The organism is Spirillospora sp. CA-108201 (genome assembly GCF_050936235.1).
Lineage (GTDB): Bacteria > Actinomycetota > Actinomycetes > Streptosporangiales > Streptosporangiaceae > Spirillospora.
Genome location: NZ_JBNJNE010000001.1, coordinates 3,402,595 through 3,422,698, shown reverse-complemented (window position 1 = coordinate 3,422,698; position 20,104 = coordinate 3,402,595). Strand labels below are relative to the sequence as shown.

At 72.9% G+C, this 20,104-nt stretch carries 19 protein-coding genes and 2 pseudogenes; 10 read left to right on the top strand and 11 right to left on the bottom strand.

Annotated elements, in window-relative coordinates:
• Positions 1-77: 77 nt before the first annotated feature.
• Positions 78-1,511 (top strand): 30S ribosomal protein S12 methylthiotransferase RimO, encoded by a 1,434-nt coding sequence (rimO, locus tag ACQEU6_RS16625; RefSeq protein WP_499332919.1) that lies wholly within the window; start codon positions 78-80, stop codon positions 1,509-1,511.
• Positions 1,508-2,101 (top strand): CDP-diacylglycerol--glycerol-3-phosphate 3-phosphatidyltransferase, encoded by a 594-nt coding sequence (gene pgsA, locus ACQEU6_RS16620; protein WP_499332918.1) that lies wholly within the window; start codon positions 1,508-1,510, stop codon positions 2,099-2,101. The genes rimO and pgsA overlap by 4 nt, the downstream gene beginning before the upstream one ends.
• A gap of 21 nt (positions 2,102-2,122) precedes the next feature.
• Here pgsA and ACQEU6_RS16615 read toward each other — a convergent pair whose 3' ends face one another.
• Both ACQEU6_RS16615 and ACQEU6_RS16610 read right to left on the bottom strand, forming a co-directional pair.
• Entirely contained in the window at positions 2,123-2,611 is a 489-nt protein-coding gene (locus ACQEU6_RS16615; RefSeq protein WP_499332916.1) for an MOSC domain-containing protein, read from the bottom strand.
• A gap of 142 nt (positions 2,612-2,753) precedes the next feature.
• Positions 2,754-2,909: pseudogene (locus ACQEU6_RS16610) on the bottom strand (MOSC N-terminal beta barrel domain-containing protein); the annotation flags it as partial.
• Between the two features lie 88 nt (positions 2,910-2,997).
• Between ACQEU6_RS16610 and ACQEU6_RS16605 the strand changes: the two are divergent.
• From ACQEU6_RS16605 to ACQEU6_RS16585, 5 genes are all read left to right on the top strand, one after another.
• Positions 2,998-3,507: a DUF1990 domain-containing protein gene (locus tag ACQEU6_RS16605; RefSeq protein ID WP_499332915.1), complete on the top strand. Its 510-nt coding sequence runs from the start codon at positions 2,998-3,000 to the stop codon at positions 3,505-3,507.
• A 454-nt stretch (positions 3,508-3,961) separates the two neighbouring features.
• Complete coding sequence (locus ACQEU6_RS16600; RefSeq protein ID WP_499332913.1) at positions 3,962-5,257, top strand: CinA family nicotinamide mononucleotide deamidase-related protein; 1,296 nt, start codon at positions 3,962-3,964, stop codon at positions 5,255-5,257.
• A gap of 111 nt (positions 5,258-5,368) precedes the next feature.
• Positions 5,369-5,722 (top strand): helix-turn-helix domain-containing protein, encoded by a 354-nt coding sequence (locus tag ACQEU6_RS16595; protein ID WP_089313015.1) that lies wholly within the window; start codon positions 5,369-5,371, stop codon positions 5,720-5,722.
• Positions 5,723-5,853: 131 nt separating this feature from the next.
• Positions 5,854-6,321: a Dps family protein gene (locus ACQEU6_RS16590; protein WP_499332911.1), complete on the top strand. Its 468-nt coding sequence runs from the start codon at positions 5,854-5,856 to the stop codon at positions 6,319-6,321.
• A gap of 95 nt (positions 6,322-6,416) precedes the next feature.
• Positions 6,417-6,917 (top strand): hypothetical protein, encoded by a 501-nt coding sequence (locus ACQEU6_RS16585; RefSeq protein WP_499332909.1) that lies wholly within the window; start codon positions 6,417-6,419, stop codon positions 6,915-6,917.
• Here ACQEU6_RS16585 and ACQEU6_RS16580 read toward each other — a convergent pair whose 3' ends face one another.
• From ACQEU6_RS16580 to ACQEU6_RS16550, 7 genes are all read right to left on the bottom strand, one after another.
• On the bottom strand, positions 6,918-7,796 hold the full coding sequence (locus tag ACQEU6_RS16580; RefSeq protein WP_499332908.1) for a LysR family transcriptional regulator: 879 nt from the start codon (positions 7,794-7,796) through the stop codon (positions 6,918-6,920). It lies immediately after the preceding gene.
• A gap of 130 nt (positions 7,797-7,926) precedes the next feature.
• Positions 7,927-8,718: a DNA-formamidopyrimidine glycosylase family protein gene (locus ACQEU6_RS16575; protein WP_499332906.1), complete on the bottom strand. Its 792-nt coding sequence runs from the start codon at positions 8,716-8,718 to the stop codon at positions 7,927-7,929.
• 1 nt (position 8,719) lies between these two features.
• Complete coding sequence (locus ACQEU6_RS16570) at positions 8,720-9,184, bottom strand: RrF2 family transcriptional regulator (RefSeq protein WP_179843198.1); 465 nt, start codon at positions 9,182-9,184, stop codon at positions 8,720-8,722.
• A 659-nt stretch (positions 9,185-9,843) separates the two neighbouring features.
• Entirely contained in the window at positions 9,844-11,301 is a 1,458-nt protein-coding gene (locus ACQEU6_RS16565; RefSeq protein ID WP_499332904.1) for a glycoside hydrolase family 3 protein, read from the bottom strand.
• Positions 11,298-12,137 (bottom strand): carbohydrate ABC transporter permease, encoded by an 840-nt coding sequence (locus tag ACQEU6_RS16560; RefSeq protein WP_499332903.1) that lies wholly within the window; start codon positions 12,135-12,137, stop codon positions 11,298-11,300. Before ACQEU6_RS16560 ends, ACQEU6_RS16565 begins: the two co-directional genes overlap by 4 nt.
• A complete protein-coding gene (locus tag ACQEU6_RS16555) occupies positions 12,134-13,105 on the bottom strand; it encodes a carbohydrate ABC transporter permease (protein ID WP_499332902.1) in 972 nt (323 codons plus the stop codon). Before ACQEU6_RS16555 ends, ACQEU6_RS16560 begins: the two co-directional genes overlap by 4 nt.
• A gap of 22 nt (positions 13,106-13,127) precedes the next feature.
• The gene (locus ACQEU6_RS16550; RefSeq protein ID WP_499332900.1) at positions 13,128-14,399 is read right to left on the bottom strand and encodes an extracellular solute-binding protein; all 1,272 of its coding nucleotides are present in this window, start codon (positions 14,397-14,399) and stop codon (positions 13,128-13,130) included.
• A gap of 252 nt (positions 14,400-14,651) precedes the next feature.
• On the opposite strand from ACQEU6_RS16550, the gene ACQEU6_RS16545 reads away from it, so the two are divergent.
• Positions 14,652-15,875: an ROK family transcriptional regulator gene (locus ACQEU6_RS16545; protein WP_499332898.1), complete on the top strand. Its 1,224-nt coding sequence runs from the start codon at positions 14,652-14,654 to the stop codon at positions 15,873-15,875.
• Between the two features lie 78 nt (positions 15,876-15,953).
• On the opposite strand, the gene ACQEU6_RS16540 is transcribed toward ACQEU6_RS16545, so the two are convergent.
• Positions 15,954-16,088, bottom strand: coding sequence for a hypothetical protein (locus tag ACQEU6_RS16540; protein WP_499332897.1), 135 nt, complete (start codon positions 16,086-16,088; stop codon positions 15,954-15,956).
• 232 nt (positions 16,089-16,320) lie between these two features.
• On the opposite strand from ACQEU6_RS16540, the gene secA2 reads away from it, so the two are divergent.
• A complete protein-coding gene (gene secA2, locus ACQEU6_RS16535; protein WP_499332895.1) occupies positions 16,321-18,654 on the top strand; it encodes an accessory Sec system translocase SecA2 in 2,334 nt (777 codons plus the stop codon).
• On the opposite strand, the gene ACQEU6_RS16530 is transcribed toward secA2, so the two are convergent.
• Positions 18,635-19,207 (bottom strand): TetR/AcrR family transcriptional regulator, encoded by a 573-nt coding sequence (locus ACQEU6_RS16530; RefSeq protein ID WP_499332893.1) that lies wholly within the window; start codon positions 19,205-19,207, stop codon positions 18,635-18,637. The genes secA2 and ACQEU6_RS16530 overlap by 20 nt on opposite strands.
• 68 nt (positions 19,208-19,275) lie before the next feature.
• Here ACQEU6_RS16530 and ACQEU6_RS16525 point away from each other — a divergent pair.
• Positions 19,276-20,082 (top strand): annotated as a pseudogene (locus ACQEU6_RS16525) (DMT family transporter); the annotation flags it as partial.
• Between the last annotated feature and the right edge of the window lie 22 nt (positions 20,083-20,104).

The following is a 20,104-nucleotide window of genomic DNA, read 5'->3' as shown; positions in this document are numbered from 1 at the left end:
GCCCGGCCGGCGGTTCCCGGCGAGGATGCCGCGGGCCGATGGTCGGCATCGCGGCGGCGGCCCATTACCTTAGGGGCATGTCCACTCGCCGCAAGGTCTCACTCATCACGCTCGGCTGCGCCCGCAACGAGGTCGATTCCGAGGAGCTCGCCGCGCGCATCGAGGACGCGGGCTGGGACCTGGCGGACGGCGCGGACGGCGCCGACGTGGTGGTCGTCAACACCTGCGGGTTCATCGAGGCGGCCAAGAAGGACTCCATCGACACGCTGCTGGCCGCGCACGACTCCGGCGCCAAGGTCGTCGCCGCCGGGTGCATGGCCGAGCGGTACGGCAGCGAGCTGGCCGAGGCGCTGCCCGAGGCCGACGCGGTGATCGGCTTCGACGACTACACCGCGATCGGCGACCGTCTCGACGACGTCATGGAGGGACGCCGGCACGGCGCGCACACTCCCCGCGACCGCCGCACCCTTCTGCCGATCAGCCCGGTCGAGCGGCACGGCTCCCACGTCGTCGTCCCGGGGCACGGCGGGCAGGACGACCTCCCTGACGGCGTGGCGCCGGCGTCGGGCCCGCGGGTGCTGCGGCGGCGCCTCGGCGGCGGCCCGGTCGCGCCGCTGAAGCTGGCGTCCGGCTGCGACCGGCGCTGCACGTTCTGCGCGATCCCCGCGTTCCGCGGCGCGTACGTGTCGCGCCCGCCCGCGGAGGTGCTGGAGGAGGCGCGCTGGCTCGCCGACCACGGCGTCCGCGAGGTGGTGCTCGTCAGCGAGAACTCCACGTCCTACGGCAAGGACCTCGGCGACCTGCGGGCGCTGGAGAAGCTGCTGCCCTCGCTCGCCGCCGTCGACGGCATCGAGCGGGTGCGGGTCAGCTACCTGCAGCCCGCCGAGACCCGTCCCGGCCTCATCGAGGCGATCTGCGGAACGCCCGGTGTCGCGCCGTACTTCGACATGTCGTTCCAGCACGCGAGCGGGCCGGTGCTGCGCTCGATGCGCCGGTTCGGCGACCGGGAGCGGTTCCTCGGGCTGCTGGACCAGATCCGCGCGCTGGCCCCGGAGGCGGGCGTGCGCTCCAACTTCATCGTCGGCTTCCCCGGCGAGACGGTGGAGGACTTCGAGGAGCTGGCGGAGTTCCTGTCGGCCGCCCGGCTCGACGCCGTCGGCGTGTTCGGCTACTCCGACGAGGAGGGCACCGAGGCCGCGAACCTGGACGGCAAGCTCGACCCCGCCGACATCGCCGCCCGGGTCGAGGAGCTGACCGGTCTCGCCGAGGAGCTGACCGCGCAGCGCGCCGAGGACCGCGTCGGCTCGGTGGTCCGCGTCCTGCTGGAGGACAAGGCGGAGCAGGCGGGGGACGGAGCGCCGGGCGGCGGCTTCGAGGGCCGCGCCGAGCACCAGGCGCCCGAGGTGGACGGGACGGTCCTGGTCCGCGGCGAGGGGCTCGCGCTCGGCGACATCGTGGAGGCCCGGGTCGCGGGCAGCGACGGGGTGGACCTCGTCGCGGACGTCTCGTGATCGCCGGCACCCCGGAGCCGGTCGCCTCCGCGCCGGATCCGCCGCAGGCCGGCCTCTGGAACATCGCCAACGCGCTGACACTCCTCAGGATCGCGCTGGTGCCGCTGTTCGTCTGGATGTTCTTCCTGGACGGCACCGGCTGGCGGCTCGCCGCCTTCGCCGTGTTCGCCGTCGCCTCGATCACCGACAAGATCGACGGTGACATCGCCCGGGCGCGCGGCCTCGTCACCGACTTCGGCAAGATCGCCGACCCGATCGCGGACAAGGCGCTCATCGGGGCGGCGCTGGTCAGCCTGTCGGTGATGGGCGAGCTGTGGTGGTGGGTGACCGCCGCCATCCTGGTCCGCGAGATCGGCATCACGGTGATGCGGTTCGTCGTGATCCGCCGCGGCGTGATCCCGGCGAGCAAGGGCGGCAAGCTGAAGACGACCCTCCAGGTCTTCGCCATCGGCTTCTACATCCTGCCCGGCCCGCTCGACTACCTGCGCTGGGCCACGATGGGCGCGGCCCTCGTCGTCACGGTCGTCACCGGCGTCGACTACGTCCTTCAGGCCTGGCGCATGCGCCGCCCGTCCGGCGAGGCCTCCTGACGGCCGGCGCTCACCGGTCCCTCAGGAGGCGGTGAGCTCGCCGTCCACGCGGAGGGCGCCGAGCGCGCGGGGCACGCCGAGCCTGCCGAACATGATCTCCCGGGTGCCGCCGAACCGCCCGGTGCGGTACCGGGCGAGCGCGCGCAGCGGCGCGGGGGACCGGCGGGCGGTCTCCTGGTCGGTGTTGACGATGACGCAGCGCCCGCACGGCCGGAGGAGCTCGATGTCGACCCGGTCGCCGCGCAGGCGGGTGACGGGGTCCTCGCCGTAGGGGCCGAGGCCGCGCAGGACGATGTCGGGACGGAAGCGCGCCATCGGGAGCCGGGCGTCCATCCGCCGGTTCAGGTCGGCGAGCGACTCCTCCGACAGCACCGAGACGGGATAGCCGTCGGCGTAGGTCAGGGTGCCGCCGCCGAGCGCGGTGGGGCGCGTCCCGGTGAAGCGGACGAGGCGGCAGGGGAGGCCGAGGGTCTCGGAGAACCATCCGGCCGCCTCGTCGCCCTGGTCCATCCCCTGGCACGGGCGGCCGTGCACGGTGACGTCGAGCGGGGGGGCCGTCCACCGCCTCGCACACCAGGGGCGCGGCCGCGAGCGGGGCGTGGACGACGAGCTTCACGCCGTCGTAGCCGGGACGGAGCAGCGCCAGCTCGGGGATCTCCCGCTGCGACAGATGCCGCCCATCGGTGCGGACGAGCATGAACTCCCGGTCGTGGCGCAGCCCGTCCGGCGTCAGCTCGGCCTCGGCGACCGGGACCGCCCCCGCGCTCTTGATCGGGAAGACGTTCAGCCCGGCGACAACGGCGATCATGCGCGGGACGTTACGGGCCGGCTCGCCGGGTGGCCAGGCGTACGGGCGATACTTGACGCGGATTCGTCAGCTTGGAGGCCGGAGGGGCATGACCGCGCACGACTTCACCTACGCCGAGGTCGGCGCGACGCGCGACGCCGAACGCCCCGCCGGGTACCGGCACATGCGGCGGCGGACGCTCGTCGGGCGGGGGCCGGCGGCGTTCCGGAACGCCGCCGACGCGGTCATGGAGTTCTGGATGCACCGCGCCCTGCCGGTCCGGGTGGAGGCGTCGGCGCCGCGCGCCGCCCCCGGTGTGAGCGTCGTGATCGGGCTGGGAATCGGGCCGCTGCGCCTGAGGGCGCCCTGCCGGATCGTGTGGACGCGCGAGGAGGAGCGCTACGCCGGATGGGCGTACGGGACGCTCCCGGGCCACCCCGAGTCGGGGGAGGAGTCGTTCGTCGTGCACCTGGACGACGAGGGCGACGTGTGGCTGACGGTCACGGCGTTCAGCCGTCCGGCGACGGCGGCCGCCAGGCTGGCGGGCCCGCTCGGGAGGGCGTTCCAGCGGTCCTACGCCCGCCGCTGCGGCGCCGTGCTGCGCCGCCTGTCGACTTAGGTGGGCCGCGGGACCACGCCCACCCCGGTCGTGGCCCCGCGGCCCCGCTTTTGGGCGCCCCGCGCTATTCGATTATCCCTGCCGGCGTCCCCGTGCACGAATCGGTGGAATGAGTTTTGACTCACAATGTGACCTGCGCTTCCCGCCATTGTCGTCCGCCGGGCCCGGTGACGTGCGGCGACGATGCGCGTTCCCGGTGGCGTCCCGGCCGCACGCAGCGTCCGGCGCGGTCCGGGCGCGGCGGACATAAACGCGGCCGTCTTCTTTTCGCGACGACGGAAAAGCGTTATGCCGGTTGGGCCGGTGCGAAGCGGCGGGGCCGTCCGCGTCCTCATTCGGTCGGTATTTCCGGTGAACCGGCGGTCCGCCGGGCCCGTCGCGGGCCCGCGACGGTAGATTCGGGGCGCCTGCGCGAGGGGACGGATCCCGCGCGGCGGGGACGGACGGGGACGCGATGCGGGTCGAACTTCTCACCGTCGGGGACGAACTGCTCCTCGGCGACACGATCAACGGGAACGCGGCGTGGCTCGGCCGCCGGCTCGCCGACCACGGCGTCGAGGTCACCCGCAGCGTGGTGGTCGGAGACGAGCTGGACGTGATCGTCGCGGCGGTGGCGTCCGCGCTCGACCGCGCCGACGCCGTCATCACCACCGGCGGTCTCGGCCCCACCTACGACGACGTGACGCGCGACGCGCTCGCCGAGGCGGCGGGCGTCGCCCTCGTCCGCGATCCGGCGCTGGAGCGGCGGCTGCGCGAGCGGGTCGCCCGGGCCGGCCGCGAGCTGCAGCCGATGGCGCTGCGCATGGCGGACGTCCCCGAGGGCGCGCGGCCGCTGGCCAACTCCGCCGGTTCGGCGCCCGGCCTGCGCGTGGAGCTGCCCGGCGGCGTCGCCTACGCGCTGCCGGGCGTCCCGTTCGAGATGCGCACGATCATGGACGAGGTCGTGCTGCCGGAGCTCGCGGAGATCGCCGGGCTGCCCTCCGTCGCGCGCCGCACGCTGCGCACGGCCCGGCTGTGGGAGTCGGTGATCGCGACCCGTCTCGCCGAGGTGGAGGCGCTGGACGGGGTGAAGCTCGCCTACCTGCCCGACCCCGCCGAGGTGAAGGTCCGCGTCACCGTGGCCGGCCGGGACGCCGGCGGCCGGCTGGCGGGCGTGGAGTCGCGCGTCCGGGAGCTGCTCGGCCCGTCGGTCTACGGGGTCGAGGACGAGACGCTCAGCCTGGTCGTGCACCGGCTGCTCCTGGACCGGGGCGAGACCGTCGCCACGGCCGAGTCGCTCACCGGCGGCCTCGTCGGCGCCGAGCTGACCGCGACGGCGGGGTCGTCCGCCACGTACGCGGGCGGCATGGTCGCCTACGCCACCGAGCTGAAGCAGCGGCTGCTCGGCGTCCCGGGCGACCTGCTCGCCGAGCACGGCGCCGTCCACCCGGACGTGGCCGCCGGGATGGCCGCCGGGGTCCGTGACGCCCTCGGGGCGACCTACGGGCTCGCGGTGACGGGCGTCGCCGGCCCCGACCCGCAGGACGGCCGTCCGGTGGGAACGGTCTATATCGGCTTGGCCGGACCCGGAGACTCTCTCACGGTGGTCGGTCCGAAACTCCCGGTGCCCGGGACGGGGCCGGAGATCCGCGCGGTGATCCGGCGGATGACCGTCGTGCACGCCCTTGAGCTGCTGAGACGCCGGCTGCTCGGACTTGACGTGGCCGAGGAGAGCGGGGAGGCTCGGGCAGATCGGGAAGATCGGGGCTGATTACAGCGTTACGTTCCGAGCGAACACGAAATCAACGGTCTGCCACGGCCACCGCCAAGGCGGGTACGGTGGAACCGGCAGATGGTCCGAACTGAGGGAGGGAGCGAGACGATGGTCCTGCTTCGCCAGCTGCTCGGTGACGTACTGCGGCAGCTGCGGCTGCGCCAGGGACGCACCCTCCGTGAGGTGTCCGCGGCCGCGCGGGTGTCACTCGGCTACCTCTCCGAGGTCGAGCGGGGGCAGAAAGAGGCCTCTTCGGAGTTGCTCTCCTCTATCTGCAAAGCCCTGGGCGTCCCGCTGTCGCACGTGCTGAGGGAAGTCGCGGATCAGCTTGCCCTCGCCGAGCTGCAGCACGAGCCCGTCATGGCGGGAGCGCCGGAGCACGAGCGCATCTCCGCCGAGAGCATTCCGGAGACCCCAGAGGAGATCACCGGCGAGCTTCGCGCCGACATGGTCGCCGCCTGAGCGTTTCCGGCGCGTTCATGCCCCGACCCCGGGGCCGCGGGTGTGCGCGGCCTCACGGCATGAGTCCGGCATTACCGGGGATTCTCCCGTGTTGAAACGGATAACCGTAACGACGCGGAAGGAGCCCGTTCATGGCGTCGGTCAAGAGCCCGCTCAGCGCTGCGGCACTGAAGGCCGCCGGGGACGCTTTGCAGGGCGCTCTCATCGACCTGATCGATCTCGCGCTGGTCGCCAAGCAGGCGCACTGGAACCTCACCGGACGCAACTTCAAGGTCGTCCACGAGCACCTCGACGAGGTCGTCGCGCTGGCCCGCAGCGGCCAGGACGACGTCGCCGAGCGCGCCGTGGCGATCGGGGCGAACCCCGACGGCCGTGTCCGCACGGTCGCCGACCGCACGACGATCCCGCAGCTGGAGGCCGGATACCTCGCCGACGACAAGGTCGTCGCCGCGGTCACCGACATCCTCGCGCAGATCATCGCGCGGTTCCGGGAGCGCATCCGGGCGACCGACGAGCCTGACCAGGTGACCCAGGACCTGCTCATCGGCATCACCGCCGAACTCGAGAAGCAGCACTGGATGTTCCAGGCGCAGACCTGACGCGACCGCGGCGGAACCCCGGCCCCGCCCTCGGCGAGGACCGGGGTTTTTCGCGTTCCGCCGCGTTCCCGTCCGCGATCTGCCGATCATGGGGTATGCGCCCTGTCTCCCGAGCCGTGCCGCTCGCCGCCGCCCTGCTCGCCCTGGCCGCCTGCGGCTCCGAATCCGGCGGCGCGGGCCGGCCCTGCACGCTGATCGGGTCCGAGCCCGGCCTGAACCTGGTCGTTCCCGACGGTTCCCGCCTCGCGGCGGCGTCCGTCCGGGCGTGCTGGAACGGGACGTGCCAGGAGCCCCGGATCGTGCTGAGCCCGACCTCGAAGTCCGTCTCGACCGGCTGCGACGGCGACGGGCCCGACGCCGCATGCGGCGCCTCCGCGTCCCCGGACGGGGGCAAGTCGGGCTTCGCGCGGCTCGACGGCCTGCCCAAGGCGCCCGTCCAGGTCACGCTCAAGCTGCGCGACGCGAAGGGCCGGACCTACTTCGACCGCCGCCTCGACGTCACACCGAGGGAAACGTTCCCGAACGGCCCCCGCTGCGGCGGGGGCGCGCCGCAGGCGGTGCTGACCGTCGCGAACGGGCAGGTGACCGTGCGCTGATCAGAGATGCGCCAGGACGGTCTCGGCGAACTCCACGGCGAGCGGGCTCAGGGCGTCCCAGCGGCGCGCCGCCCATCCGGCGGTGAGCGGCGGCAGTTCCGGGACCGGGACCAGCCGGACGTCGCCCGGACCTCCTCCCCACCCGGGCAGGGCCGGCAGGATCGCCTGGCCGAGGTCCAGTTCGGCCAGCAGGAGCGCGGTGTCCCAGTCGGCGACGCTCGTGGTGGAGGTCAGGCGGACCCCGTGGCGTTCCAGATGCATCTCCAGGTGGACGCGGGACGTGGAGTGCGCGGGCAGTTCGATGTAGCGGATCGCGGCCAGCTCGCCCAGCGCCACGGACGCCCGCGCGGCCAGCGGGTCGTCCACGTGCACGGCCAGCACCCACGGGAGCTCGCACGACGCCCGCTGCTCGACGCCCTCCAGCGGCGGCCCGATCGTCACCCACGCGAGATCGGCCGTGTGGGAGCGCACCGCCTCCAGGCACCGGCGGCTCGACCCGGCGGTCTCGAACTGGAGCGCGGCCTCGGGATGCCGTGCCCGGAACGCGGCCACGCCTTCCGCCATGAAGTGCCGCACGGTCGTGGCCCCCGTCGCGACCCGGACGGTGCCCCCCACCCCGCGCCGCAGGTCGTCGAGCTGACGCAGCGCGGCGTCCAACCCGGCGATCCCCTCCCGCGCCGCCCCGTGGAGGATGCGCCCCGCACGGGTCGGCACCACGCCGCGCGGGCGCCGCTCCAGAAGCACGAGTCCCGTCTCGCGTTCGAGCCGCTTGACGTGCTGGCTGACGGCCGACTGGCTGCACGACAGATCCCGCGCCACCGCGCTCAGGTTCCCCGCCGCGCACACCGCCACGAACACACGAAGGTCGTCCAAGGTCACAACACCCAAGCTAGACCGAGGAGCTTCCCAACAAAACCCGAGAATTGACTAAGGGCGACCGGGCGACGCACGATCAACGCACGGGCGCAGGATCCGGCGACCCGGACAGGCGGCGACCCGCCCTCGGGCCTCAGGGTGCGGGGCGGGCGCCGACCGGCTGGCAGCGCGGGCACCAGAAGGTCGCCCGCTCATCCTGCTCCGCCCGCTCGACCCGGGTCCCGCACCTCCGGCACGGACGTCCGGCGCGCCCGTACACCCAGTGCTCCCGGCCGCGCCCCAGCTCACCGGTCGTGATGTGCCCGTGCCGCTCCTTGTTGGCCTCCAGCAGGCGATGAGAGAGCTCCACAAGGCCAGAAAGGTCGGGAACGTTCCCGACGGCGGTCCACGGGTTCACGCCCCGCAGGAACAGAACCTCGGCCTTGTAGACGTTGCCGATCCCGGCGACCCTCGTCTGGTCGAGCAGCGCCTCCCCGATCGCCTGCTCCGGCCGCTCCGCCAGCCGGGCGACGGCCTCCGCCGCCGTCTCCGGCCCCCACCCCGGATCGAGCAGATCGGGCCCGAGATGCCCGACCGCCGCGCCCTCCTCGTCGGTGCGCAGCAACTCGACCACCCCGAGCGAGTACCCGACCGCCTGCCACTCCGCGTTCGCCAGCACCAGCCGCACCCGGTGGTCGCGCGGAGGAGGCCCGGCCCTGCGGATCTGCCAGCGCCCCTCCATCTTCAGATGGGTGTGGACGGTCAGCCCGCCCTCCACCCGCACCAGAAGGTGCTTGCCGCGCGAGACCGCGTCCAGAACGGTCCGTCCGCGCAGATCGGCCGTCGCGTACTTCGGCACCCGGAAGTCGGAACGCGTCAGCACCCGCCCCTTCAGCGCCTCGCGCAGGCGCCGGGCGGCCAGCCAGACGACGTCGCCCTCGGGCATGTCAGATCAGGGAGGGGCTTTCCCAGGCGGACGGGTCCTCGGTCAGCTTCTGGACGGGCGCCGGCAGCTCCCCGGCGGCGATGTGCGCGAGGGTGACCTGCTCCAGGATCGACCGCTCGCTGGCGCGCAGCGCGATCCACACCTCCTGAAGGGACCGTGCGGGCCCCTCGTACCCGACGTGCTCGGGCCGCTCGCCCCGCACGCCGAGCAGCGGCCCGTCGATGGCGCGGATGATGTCGGCCAGCGAGATCCGCTCGGCCGGACGCGCCAGCCAGTAGCCGCCCTCGGGCCCCCGCTGGCTCCGGACGAGCCCTGACCGGCGCAGCTGGCCGAGGATGTTCTCCAAGAATTTGGGCGGTATCTGCTGGGCCTCGGCGAGCTGGACCGCGGTCACCGGATGGCTCCCGGCGACCGCCAGCTCGGCGGAGGCGCGCAGCGCGTAGTCGACCCGGGCGGACAATCGCATATTCGCATTATCCCTTGCCGATAGGACCGCTTCGGTAGGTCCCTATGGCAGTGCCCTCCTCCTTCGGGCCTGGCGGCCCTGCTGTGTCTATGGCAGTGCCCTCCTCCTTCGGGCCTGGCGGCCCTCCATCGTCGAGCACCGCGGGCGATCGCTGGCATCGCTTCGGCTCGCCCAGGGGCTCGCTGCGCGATCAGGTTCTCGCAGGCTCGAACCTGCCTTCGGACGCGATCGCGGTCCCCCAGGTCGTCGCGTGGTTGCGGTGGTAGCTGAGGGCGCACAGAGGATCACGACGCGTCGCCGGAACAAGAGCGGGTGTGGCATCGGGGTGTCTTCTCCCACTGGTCGGGCGTGAACCAGCTACGGCGACGGCCTCGATCGGCCCCGCGACCACTCATTGATCGCGAAGCCAGGTCCGAGCGAAGCGAGGACCGGCCGCGCGGCGGCCTCCCCGTCGACCGGTACCGGCTACTGCAAGGACCTCAGCCCCCACCGCGACCCCGCGACAACCTCACTGGTGCGATCGCGTCCGAAGGCAGGTTCGAGCGAAGCGAGAACCTGATCGCGCAGCGAGCCTCAAGGCGAGCCGGAGCGATGCCAGCGATCGCCCGCCTTTATCGACGATGGAGGGCCGCCAGGCCCGAAGGAGGAGAAAAAGGCAATCAACAGAGCCCCAGGAGTTCTGCGGCGGCTTGGGCGTTGGCGGCGGCGGCGCCGTAGGTGGCGAGGTAGACGGCGGAGGCGGGGCGCCAGACGGGGAGGCCCATTTCCACGACGACGGTGTCGGGGCGGGCGGTGAGGAGGGCCGTGGTGAGGGCGCGCTGGCCGGCGTGGCGGTGCGCGTCGCGGAGGACGATGACGAGACCGCGGCCCTTGGCACGATCCAAGACAAGGTCCGCCGTCCCGTCCGCGCCGTCGGTCTGGACGGCGTCGGGCGCCCACGGGCTCAGGCCCCAGGGGGTCGGGCCGACCGCGATGTTGCCGGTCGACTCGGTCTCCACGACCAGGGGCGTCCCGGTCCAGCCGGGCAGCGTGCCCGTCACGCGGACGGCGCGGCGGGCGGCCTCCAGGCCGGCGGGCCGGTCGACGACGGCGGGGCTGTGCCCGGCGAGCCATTCCCTGAGCAGGCGGGTGCGCTCGGCCGCGTCCGCCAGCCTGGCGAGGGGGAGGCGCCCGGTCCGGACGGCCTCGTCGATCGCGGCGAGGGTGGCCTCGACGGTCTCGGCGTGCTCGTGCGGGCCGAGGCACAGCAGGTCGGCGCCCGCGATGAGGGCCCGCACGGACGCCTCCGGGATGCCGATCGCGCCGCTGGCGCCCTCCATGTCGAGCGCGTCGGTGACGATGACGCCCTGGTAGCCGAGCCGCTCGCGGAGCAGGCCGGTGATCGCGTCCTGGGAGAGGGTGGCCGGCGCCCCGCGGGTGATGGAGGGCAGGTTGAGGTGCCCGGTCATCACCGCGCGGGTGCCGGCCGCGATCGCCGCCCGGAACGGGACCAGTTCGCGGCGGTCCAGCAGGTCCAGGTCGGCGTCCACGAGCGGGATCCCGAGGTGGGAGTCGTCCACGGTGGCGCCGTGGCCGGGGAAGTGCTTGGCGCAGGCGGCGACGCCCGCCTCCTGCGTGCCGGTGACGGCGGCCGCGGCGTGCCGCGCGACCAGCGCGGGGTCCGAGCCGAACGAGCGGGTGCCGATGACCGGATTGTCGTCGGCGGTGTTGACGTCGACCGACGGCGCGAAGTTGAAGTTGACGCCGACCTCGGCCAGTTCGGCGCCGAGCGAGCGGTAGATGCGGCGGGTCAGTTCGGGGTCGTCGACGGCGCCGAGCGCGGCGTTGCCCGGGTAGGGGCTGCCGGTGGCGTGGCCGCCGAGGCGGGTGACGTCGCCGCCCTCCTCGTCGATCGTGACGAAGGGGTCGCCGGCCTTGCGCATCTGCGCGGTGAGCGCGGCCAGCGACTCCGGGCTCGGGACGTTGCCGGTGAGGGCGAACAGCGTGACGCCGCCGAGGCCGGCCTCGATCTCGTCCAGGACCCAGCGGGGCGCGGTCGCGCCCGGGAAGGACGGGAGCAGCGTGCCGCGGGCGAGCCGGGCGATCTCCGCCGTGGTCGCGATGTCGTCGGTCGTCATCCCTTCACCGCCCCGGCGGTGAGCCCGGACACCATGCGGCGCTGGACGATCAGGAAGAAGGCGATGACGGGAATGGTGAGCAGCGTGGACGCTGCCATGATGGGCCCCCAGGCGTTGCCGCTGCGGCCGAAGAAGAACTGCAGCATGATCGGCAAGGTGTACTTGGTCTGGTCGTCCAGGAACGTGAACGCGAAGATGAACTCGTTCCAGGCGGTGATGAAGGAGAAGATGCTGGTCGCCACCAGGCCGGGCGCGACGAGCGGGAGCATGACGCGCAGGAACGTCCGGACCGGGCCCGCGCCGTCGATGGCGGCGGCCTCCTCCAGTTCGCGCGGCACCGCGGCGACGAAGCCGCGCAGCATCCAGATCGCGAACGGGACGGCGAAGCCGATGTAGACGATGACGAGGCCGGCCAGGCTGTTCAGCAGGTCCAGTTGCTTCAGGTCGAGGAACAGGGGGATGACCAGTGCCTCGCACGGGACCATCTGGACCACCAGCAGCATGATCAGGAACGTGGTGCGGAACCGGAACCGGAACCGGGCGACGGCGATCGCGGCCATCAGCGAGAGCAGCCCCGACACCAGCACGGTGACGAGCGCCAGGATCGCGCTGTTGCGGAAGTACTCCCAGAAGGAGACCTCGGCGATGCCGCCGTTCAGCACCAGGTCGAAGTGCTCCAGCGTCGGATGGGACGGCAGCGGCTTCGGCGTCGTGCTGAAGATCTCGGTGTTGGGCTTGAAGGCGGTGGAGGCCATCCAGAAGACGGGGAACACCGCGATCACAAAGACCAGCAGGCCGGTCCCGTTCAGCAGCAGCTTGCGCGTCAGGCGCCTCATCGGGTCTCCCCCTGACGGACCATGACCCGCACGTAGAGGGCGGTGACGACGAGCAGGATGAGCGTGAGCACGAGCGCGATGGCCGAGCCCATGCCGAGTTTCGGATTCAGCGAGCCGAACGCCTCGGAGTAGCCGTACAGCGACAGGTTGAACGCGTCGCGGTTGGCCATCCCGGCCATGATGAACAGCTGCGTGAAGACCTTGAAGTCCCAGATGATCGACATGACGACCAGCACCAGGAAGATCGGCTTGAGCATCGGGTAGGTGAGGCTCCAGAACGTGCGCCACGGTCCGGAGCCGTCCACCCGGGCCGCCTCGTACAGCTCGCCCGGGACGCTCTTCAGCCCGGCCAGCACGGACACCGCGACGAACGGGCACGCCTGCCAGACGACGCACACGGTGAGGACGGTGTAGGTGGACAGCGGCGTGGCGAACCAGTTGTAGTCGCTCCAGCCGCCGCCGACGAGGAGGTCGGGCAGCAGGTCGAGGCTCCAGTTGACCAGGCCGCCGGTGGTGCCGAACAGCCAGCTGAAGATGATCGCCGCGGTGACCGGCGGGGTGGCCCAGGCGACCATCACGCCGCCGGCGACGAAGCTCGACATCCGCTTGCCGAGCTTGTTGAGCAGCAGCCCCACCAGCGTCCCGACGACGAGGGTCAGGGACACCGCGACGACGGCGAACAGCACGGTGTGCCGGAGGGTCTGCCAGAAGAACGGGTCGTTGAAGATCTTTTGGAAGTTCTCGGTCCCCACCGACTCGGCCGGCTCGCCGCGCAGCTGGCGGTTGCCGACCTTCTGGAACGACATGACCCCGATCTGGATCATGGGCCAGAACATCAGGACGGCGATCACGGCCACGGTGGGCGCGATCAGCAGGTAGGGCCCGAAGCGGGGCCTGCGGCGGGGGCGCGCCCGGCCGGACGTTCTCCGGCCGGGCGCTCTCCGCACCGCGGGAGCGGTGTCGAGCATGGACGTTCCGTTCAGCCGGGTACTACGGGTTCAGCAGCGTGTTGGCCTGCTCGTTCGCCTTCTTCATCTCCTCCTCGGCGGACTTGCCCTGCATGATCGCCTTGACGGCGTTCGGCAGCACCTTCTTGGCCTGCTCGAACTCGCCCCAGCCGGAGCTGATCGGCGGGAACTTGGTGTTGCCGGCGATGGAGGTGAAGATCTCCAGCTTGGGGTCGGAGAACTTCACGTCCGACCGCATGGAGGAGAAGCCGCTGTAGTCCGCCCAGCCCTTGGCGTTCTTGGCGTTGTTCAGGACCGTGATGTAGTCGAAGGCCGCGCCCTTGGCCTTGCTGTCGTTCCAGACCGCGAGGTCGGAGCCGCCCGCCATGACCGGGGCGCTGCCGCCGGTCTTGGTCGGGATCGGGAAGACGCCCCACTTGTCGGCGTTCTTCGCGGAGATCTTCTTCATCTCCTTGAGCGCCCAGCTGCCGTCGACGTACATGCCGAGCTTGCCGAGCGCGAAGTCGCGCTGCGGGCCCTCCAGCTCGTTCTTGCCGACGTACTTCTCGGGGGCGACCTTGTCGGTGGTGACGAGCCCGGCGTAGTACTTGACCGCCTCGACCGTCTGCGGCTGGTCGAGCTGGCCCTTGAAGCCGCCGCTGCCGTCGTCGACGGCGACCTCGCCGCCGTTGCCCCACACGAAGCTGAGCAGCGCGTTGGTCTGGTCGCTCGGGATGCCGATGCCGGGGACCTTCTTGGAGTCCTGCACCTTCTTCGCGGCGGCCGTCAGGTCCGCCCAGGTCTTCGGCGGCTGGATGCCGAGCTCCTGGAACCAGTCCGTGCGGTACCAGACGCCGCGGACGCCGCCGTACCACGGCACGGCGTAGGTCTTGCCGTCGGCGGTGTCGTTGCCGAGGGCGGTCTTGTTCAGGGTCTTGCCGTCCGCCCAGCCCTTGAACTCATCGGTGATCTCGGCCAGGCTGCCCTGCTCGATGTGGGACTGGACGTCGGTGTTGCCCAGCTCGGTGACGTCGGGTCCCTCGCCGCCGGCCGCCGCCTTCTGGAAGGTGGTGGCGACCTGGGGCCACGGCACGTACTTGACCTGGACGTCGGTGTTCGGGTGCTTCTGCTTGAACTCGGCCTCGACGCCGTCGAGGAACTTGGTCTGCTCGGGCGTACCGTCGCCCATCATCCAGACCTTCAGCTGCGCCGGGTCCTTGCCGTCGCCCGCGTCGCCGTCCTTCTTGTCGCCGCCGCAGGCCGTGGCGGCCAGGGCGATCGCGGCCGTCACTGCCGCAACCTTGATGTACTTCACTGGGGTTCCTTTCCGGCATCGCCTCGCGCGGCCTTGTGGCCTGCGGTGCGAGTGGAGACGGCGCGGACCCTTTAGGGTCCCAGCCATGCCCCTCTCGCGTTCGCATCGCTCGCGGGCGCCCTGCTCGCCAGTCCGCGCTCTGCGCGCGCCCCCGACCCGGGGTACCGTGCCGGTCGGCGCTTGGGCGTAAACTAACAAGAAACTTTCCTAAACAAAACTGCTCGTTAGCGGATTGAGACATCAGGGGTCACCATGGCAAGACGCCCGGGAACGCCGAGGCTGCTGCGTGAGCTGAACGACCGCGCGGCACTGGACCTGCTCGTCGAGCAGGGCCCGCTCACCCGCGCGCAGATCGGTGAGCACACCGGGTTGTCGAAGGTGACCGCGTCCCAGCTGCTGTCCCGGCTGGAGGAGCGCGGGCTCGTCTCGGTGGTGGGGGAGCAGGCCGGAGGACGGGGCCCCAACGCCGCACTCTATGCGGTGGTCCCGTCCAGCGCGTACGTCGCGGGCCTGGAGGTGGGGCCGGACGGGGTCACGGCCGGCGTCGCCGACATCACCGGGCACGTCGTCGCCCAGGTCACCGTGGACCCGAACGGCGCCGACGACCCCGTGAAGACGGTGCACAGCGCCGTCGTCAAGGCGTGCCGCTCCGCCAAGGTCGCGGTGTCGAAGCTGAGCGCGTTCGTCATCGGGACGCCCGGCGTCGTCGACCCGCGCTCCGGCGACGTCCAGTTCTCCTTCGACCTGCCCGCCTGGCACGAGGGCGTCCTCGCCGCGCTGCGCACCGACCTGCGCCGCCCCGTGACCATCGAGAACGACGTGAACCTCGCCGCCATCGCCGAACGGGCCTACGGGGCCGCGCGCGACGCCGACGACTTCGCGCTCATGTGGTTCGACCGCGGCATGGGCCTGTCGGTGATGCTCGGCGGACGGCTGCACCGCGGCCGGTGGGGCGGCGCGGGGGAGATCGGCTACCTGCCCGTCCCCGGTGCGCCGCTGCCGGTCGGGGCCGCCCGGCGCGCGGCGCGGGACGAGGGCGTCACCGAGTCGACCACCTGGGGGATCCCGACCCTCGCCGGCGGTTACGGGGCCCTGGTCGGCGCGGACGCGGTCCGCGCCCTCGCGCACCAGCACGGCATCGCCGAGCCGACCGCCGTGGACTGCGTCCGGGCGGCCGCCTCCGACGAGGACCGCGGCGGGCCGTTCCTCGACGAGCTCGCCGACCGCATCTCCTACGGCGTGACCTCGGTCAACATCGTCCTGGACCCCGGGCTCGTGGTGCTGTCGGGGAGCCTCGGCCGCGCCGGGGGCCGGCCGCTGGCCACCCGCATCGAGTCGATCGTCGGCCGGATCAGCCCGACCCGCCCCGCCGTCGCCGTCACCGGCGTGAAGGGCAACCCCGTCCTGCGCGGCGCCCTGCACGCGGCGCTGGAGCAGGCGCGCGACGACGTCTTCTCGGCCGCGGGGGCATCGTAGGAAGGCGCGCCGCGAAGGCGGGAGGCGCCTCCGCCCGCCGGGCGGAGGCGCCTCCCGATCGTGTGGTGGACCGTTCCCCTACTTGGCGGACGCCACCGCGACGGCGACCTCCGGATGACGGCGCGGGTCGTTCAGCGCGCGGTCGATGACGGTCTGGCTGATGATCTGACGCTTGCGCCGGAGAGCGGCGGCCTTGCGTGCCGTAGGTGTCATGCCGAAACCCCGTTCCGCGGTGACGCTTTCCCCTCGGCCACCGCAAACCCCGTTATGAGGCCATGCTTTCAAACGCGGGGGCCGAGGGGATCCGCCCGAGGAATGAGTTCGAGGTCAGACCAACAGCGGAGGCCGCCCTGGACACCCCCGGGGCCGGCGCGCTGAGATCATGGGAACGCCGACTCCTGCCAGCCCGTTGGGGGAACCGTGAGCGACGAACCGAGGGGACGTCATGGCACTGCGTGACCGGCTGCGGCGCCTCGTCCAGAAGCCGGGGAGCGTCGATCTGGCGCCGCTGCGCGCGCTCGTGGACGAGGCGGGGACGCGCGAGTCCCGCGTCCGGGAGCTGGCGGACGCCGAGCTGACCGCCGCCGCGGCCGCCCTCCGCGGGAAGGAGGACCTCGCGGAGCTGTGCGCCCTCGGCCGGGAGGCCGCCCGCCGGACGCTGGGGGAGCGGCCCTTCGACGTGCAGCTCGTCGGGACGCTCGCCCTGCTGTCCGGGCACGTCGCCGAGATGGCGACCGGCGAGGGCAAGACCCTGTCGGGGGCCCTGGCGGCGGCCGGCTACGCGCTGCGCGGGCACCGGGTCCACGTGATGTCGGTCAACGACTACCTGGCGCGGCGCGACGCCGGGTGGATGGGGCCCCTCTACGCGATGCTGGGCGTCACGGTCGGCTGGGTCGGCCAGTCGTCCACGCCCGCCGAGCGGCGCGAGGCCTACCGGGCGGACGTGACGTACGCGCCGGTCAGCGAGGTCGGGTTCGACCTCCTCCGGGACCGGCTCGCCACCGGCGCGGGCGACCTCGTGCTGCCCGAGCCGTCGGTCGCGCTGGTCGACGAGGCCGACTCGGTGCTGGTGGACGAGGCCATGGTCCCCCTCGTGCTCGCGGGCGCCGCCGACCTCGACTCCGCCGACCCGCGGCACGCCGACCTGGTCCGGCGGCTGCGGCCCGGGCTGCACTACGCCACCGACGACGAGGCGCGCAACGTCCAGCTCACGGCGGCCGGGGCGCGGGAGGTGGAGCGGACCCTCGGGCTGGACCTCTACGCACCGGAGAACCTCGCCACGCTGACGGCGGTGAACGTGGCGCTGCACGCGGAGGTCCTGCTGCACCGCGACGTGGACTACATCGTCCGGGACGGCGCGGTGAAGCTCGTCAGCGAGTCGCGGGGCCGGGTGGCCCTGCTCCAGCGCTGGCCGGACGGCCTCCAGGCGGCGGTCGAGGCGAAGGAGGCCCTGGACGCCTCCCCGAGCGGCGAGATCCTCGACTCGATCACCGTGCAGGAGCTGATCGGCCGCTATCCCGTCCGGTGCGGGATGACGGGCACCGCGATGGCCGTCGCCGGGCAGCTGACCGAGTTCTACTCACTGGCGATCGCCGTCGTCCCGCCGAACCGGCCGTGCGTCCGCGAGGACGAGCCGGACCGCCTCTACGCGACCGCCGCCGACAAGGAGGTCGCGATCGTCGAGGAGATCGCCGCCGCGCACGCCGGCGGCCGCCCGGTGCTGGTCGGGACGGGCGACGTCGCCGAGTCCGAGCGGCTCGCCCGCCGCCTGGCCCGCGCCGGGCTCGACCGGGTCGTCCTCAACGCCAAGAACGACGCCGAGGAGGCCGCGATCATCGCGGAGGCGGGCGCGCACGGCGCGATCACGGTCTCCACGCAGATGGCCGGCCGGGGCACCGACATCCGGCTGGGCGGCAGCCCCTCGCCGTCCGCCCCGGGGACGGCCCCGGCGGAGCGGGACGGCGCCGGACGCGACCGGGTCGCGGACGCGGGCGGCCTGCTGGTCATCGGAACGGGCCGCTACCACAGCAGCCGCCTGGACGGCCAGCTCAGGGGGCGGGCCGGACGGCAGGGCGACCCCGGCGGCTCGGTGTTCTTCACCAGCCTCCAGGACGACCTCGTCACCCGCTACGCGCCGGACGAGGAGTCGAAGGCGCCCGCCGGCGACGAGGGGCTCATCACCGACAAGGGCGCGCACTGGATCGTCGGCCACGCCCAGCGCGTCGCGGAGGGCGTCGACCTGGAGCTGCACCGCAACACGTGGCGGTACAACCACCTGATCGGGCTCCAGCGGCGGGAGGTGCTCGCCGAGCGCGACGCCGTCCTGCGGGGCGACGCCGCCGACCGGGCCCTGGCGGCCGACGCCCCGGAGCGGCACGCCGAGCTCGCCGGGATCGCGGGCGCGGACGCGGTGGCGGAGGCCGCGCGGCAGATCGTCCTGTACCAGCTCGACCGCTGCTGGGCCGAGCACCTGGCCTTCCTCGCCGACCTGCGCGAGGGCATCCACCTGCGCTCGCTCGGCCGGGGCCTGGACCCGCTGATCGAGTTCAACCGGGAGGCCGTCCCGGCGGGCAAGCGGCTGCTGGCCCACGCGCGCGAGCGCTCCGCGGCCGCCTTCGCGGCCCTCACGGCCTCCGAGGACGGCGTCGACCTCGACTCCGCGGGGCTGAAGCGGCCCTCGGCGACCTGGACCTACCTCGTCCACGACAACCCGTTCGGGTCCCTGGACGAGCGGGCCCTGCGCGGGCTGATCAACATGTTCAGGGGGCGGCGGCGCTGAGCCGCCGGGGCACGATCGCCTCGGCGGCGGCGCGGGCGGAGGCCGCCGCGTCGCGGACGCCGCCGACGCTGTACGCGACGACCGCGCCCTCGTGCAGGATGAGCAGCTGGTCGGCCAGCACGCCGTCGCCCACCAGGTCCGCGTAGAGGGCGCGCACCCACGCCTTCTGCTCGGCGGCCACCCCGTGGACCGGGTGGGACGGGTCGGGCAGCTCCGCGCAGGCGTTCACCATCGAGCAGCCGCGCCCGGATTCTGTGGACAGCCACTGTCCGAGGGCGTCGAACGTGGCGAGGACCCGCTCGCGGGGGCCGGCGGCCTCGGCGATCCGGCCGGTCACGAAGGCGCGCCACCGCTCGTCGCGGGTCCGCAGGTAGGCCAGGATCAGCGCGTCCTTGGACCCGAACCGGTCGTAGACGGTCTTCTTCGTCACGCCCGCCTCGGCGGCGATCAGTTCCATGCCGACCGAGCCGATGCCGCGTTCGTAGAACAGCTCGCTCGCCGTCTGGAGGACCCGCCGGGCGGCGGGGGTGAGCGGCCGGTCGTGCACGGGCATCGCGGCTCCTTCCGCTGGGGTGACGTCGAGTATACCCACCGGTATGGCTATGGTGTAGGTATACCGGTATGTATACCCTGGGAGGGGCCGTGGACATCCGCCGATCGGACGCGCTGCTGGGCGCCGCCTTCGTGGTCACGTGGAGCTCGGGTTTCGTCGGCGCCGAGCTCGGCACCCGGAGCGCGCCCGCGAGCGCCCTTCTGGCCTGGCGGTTCATCATCGGCGCGGCCGTGCTCGGGATGTGGCTGCTGCGGCGCCGCCGCCGGATCCCGCCACGCGACCTGGCCCTGCACGCCCTGATCGGGACGCTGGGACAGGTCGGTTACCTCTCCGGCGTGTTCCTCGCCGCCGAGCACGGCGTCGTGGAGGGGGTCAACAGCCTGATCACGGCGTTGCAGCCGCTCGTCGCGCTCGCGCTCGCCGCGCCCCTGCTCGGGGAGCCGGCCGGCCGCCGGCAGCTCGCCGGGTTCGCCGCCGGGCTCGGCGGCGTGGCGCTCGTCGTCGGCGGCGACCTGAGCGCGGACGCTCCCGCCTGGGCGTACGCCCTGCCGTTCGCCGCGATGCTCTCCCTCGTCGGCGCCACCCTGGTGGAACGTCGCACGCGCCCCGCGCTCGAGCTTCCCGAGGCCCTGGCCGTCCAGGCGGGCGTGAGCGCGCTGCTGTTCTCGGGCTTCGCCGGTATGGACGGCTCGCTGGTTCCGCCGTCCGACCCCTCGTTCTGGACGGCCATCGCCATCCTCGTCGTGCTGGCGATGTTCGGCGGGTACGGGCTGTACTGGGTCAACGTCCGGCGGACGGGCGTCGCCCGCGTGTCCGCGCTGCTCTACCTCACCCCGCCCACCACGATGCTGTGGGGCTGGCTGATGTTCGGCAGCACGCTCACCCTGCCCTCACTCC

Excerpts from the sequence above, each read along its gene's own strand:
- rimO (WP_499332919.1), top strand. The coding sequence starts at position 78 with ATGTCCACTCGCCGCAAGGTCTCACTCATCACGCTCGGCTGCGCCCGC.
- ACQEU6_RS16615 (WP_499332916.1), bottom strand. The coding sequence starts at position 2,611 with ATGGACCAGGGCGACGAGGCGGCCGGATGGTTCTCCGAGACCCTCGGC.
- ACQEU6_RS16605 (WP_499332915.1), top strand. The coding sequence starts at position 2,998 with ATGACCGCGCACGACTTCACCTACGCCGAGGTCGGCGCGACGCGCGAC.
- ACQEU6_RS16600 (WP_499332913.1), top strand. The coding sequence starts at position 3,962 with ATGCGGGTCGAACTTCTCACCGTCGGGGACGAACTGCTCCTCGGCGAC.
- ACQEU6_RS16595 (WP_089313015.1), top strand. The coding sequence starts at position 5,369 with ATGGTCCTGCTTCGCCAGCTGCTCGGTGACGTACTGCGGCAGCTGCGG.
- ACQEU6_RS16590 (WP_499332911.1), top strand. The coding sequence starts at position 5,854 with ATGGCGTCGGTCAAGAGCCCGCTCAGCGCTGCGGCACTGAAGGCCGCC.
- ACQEU6_RS16585 (WP_499332909.1), top strand. The coding sequence starts at position 6,417 with ATGCGCCCTGTCTCCCGAGCCGTGCCGCTCGCCGCCGCCCTGCTCGCC.
- ACQEU6_RS16575 (WP_499332906.1), bottom strand. The coding sequence starts at position 8,718 with ATGCCCGAGGGCGACGTCGTCTGGCTGGCCGCCCGGCGCCTGCGCGAG.
- ACQEU6_RS16570 (WP_179843198.1), bottom strand. The coding sequence starts at position 9,184 with ATGCGATTGTCCGCCCGGGTCGACTACGCGCTGCGCGCCTCCGCCGAG.
- ACQEU6_RS16565 (WP_499332904.1), bottom strand. The coding sequence starts at position 11,301 with ATGACGACCGACGACATCGCGACCACGGCGGAGATCGCCCGGCTCGCC.
- ACQEU6_RS16560 (WP_499332903.1), bottom strand. The coding sequence starts at position 12,137 with ATGAGGCGCCTGACGCGCAAGCTGCTGCTGAACGGGACCGGCCTGCTG.
- ACQEU6_RS16555 (WP_499332902.1), bottom strand. The coding sequence starts at position 13,105 with ATGCTCGACACCGCTCCCGCGGTGCGGAGAGCGCCCGGCCGGAGAACG.
- ACQEU6_RS16545 (WP_499332898.1), top strand. The coding sequence starts at position 14,652 with ATGGCAAGACGCCCGGGAACGCCGAGGCTGCTGCGTGAGCTGAACGAC.
- ACQEU6_RS16540 (WP_499332897.1), bottom strand. The coding sequence starts at position 16,088 with ATGACACCTACGGCACGCAAGGCCGCCGCTCTCCGGCGCAAGCGTCAG.
- secA2 (WP_499332895.1), top strand. The coding sequence starts at position 16,321 with ATGGCACTGCGTGACCGGCTGCGGCGCCTCGTCCAGAAGCCGGGGAGC.
- ACQEU6_RS16530 (WP_499332893.1), bottom strand. The coding sequence starts at position 19,207 with ATGCCCGTGCACGACCGGCCGCTCACCCCCGCCGCCCGGCGGGTCCTC.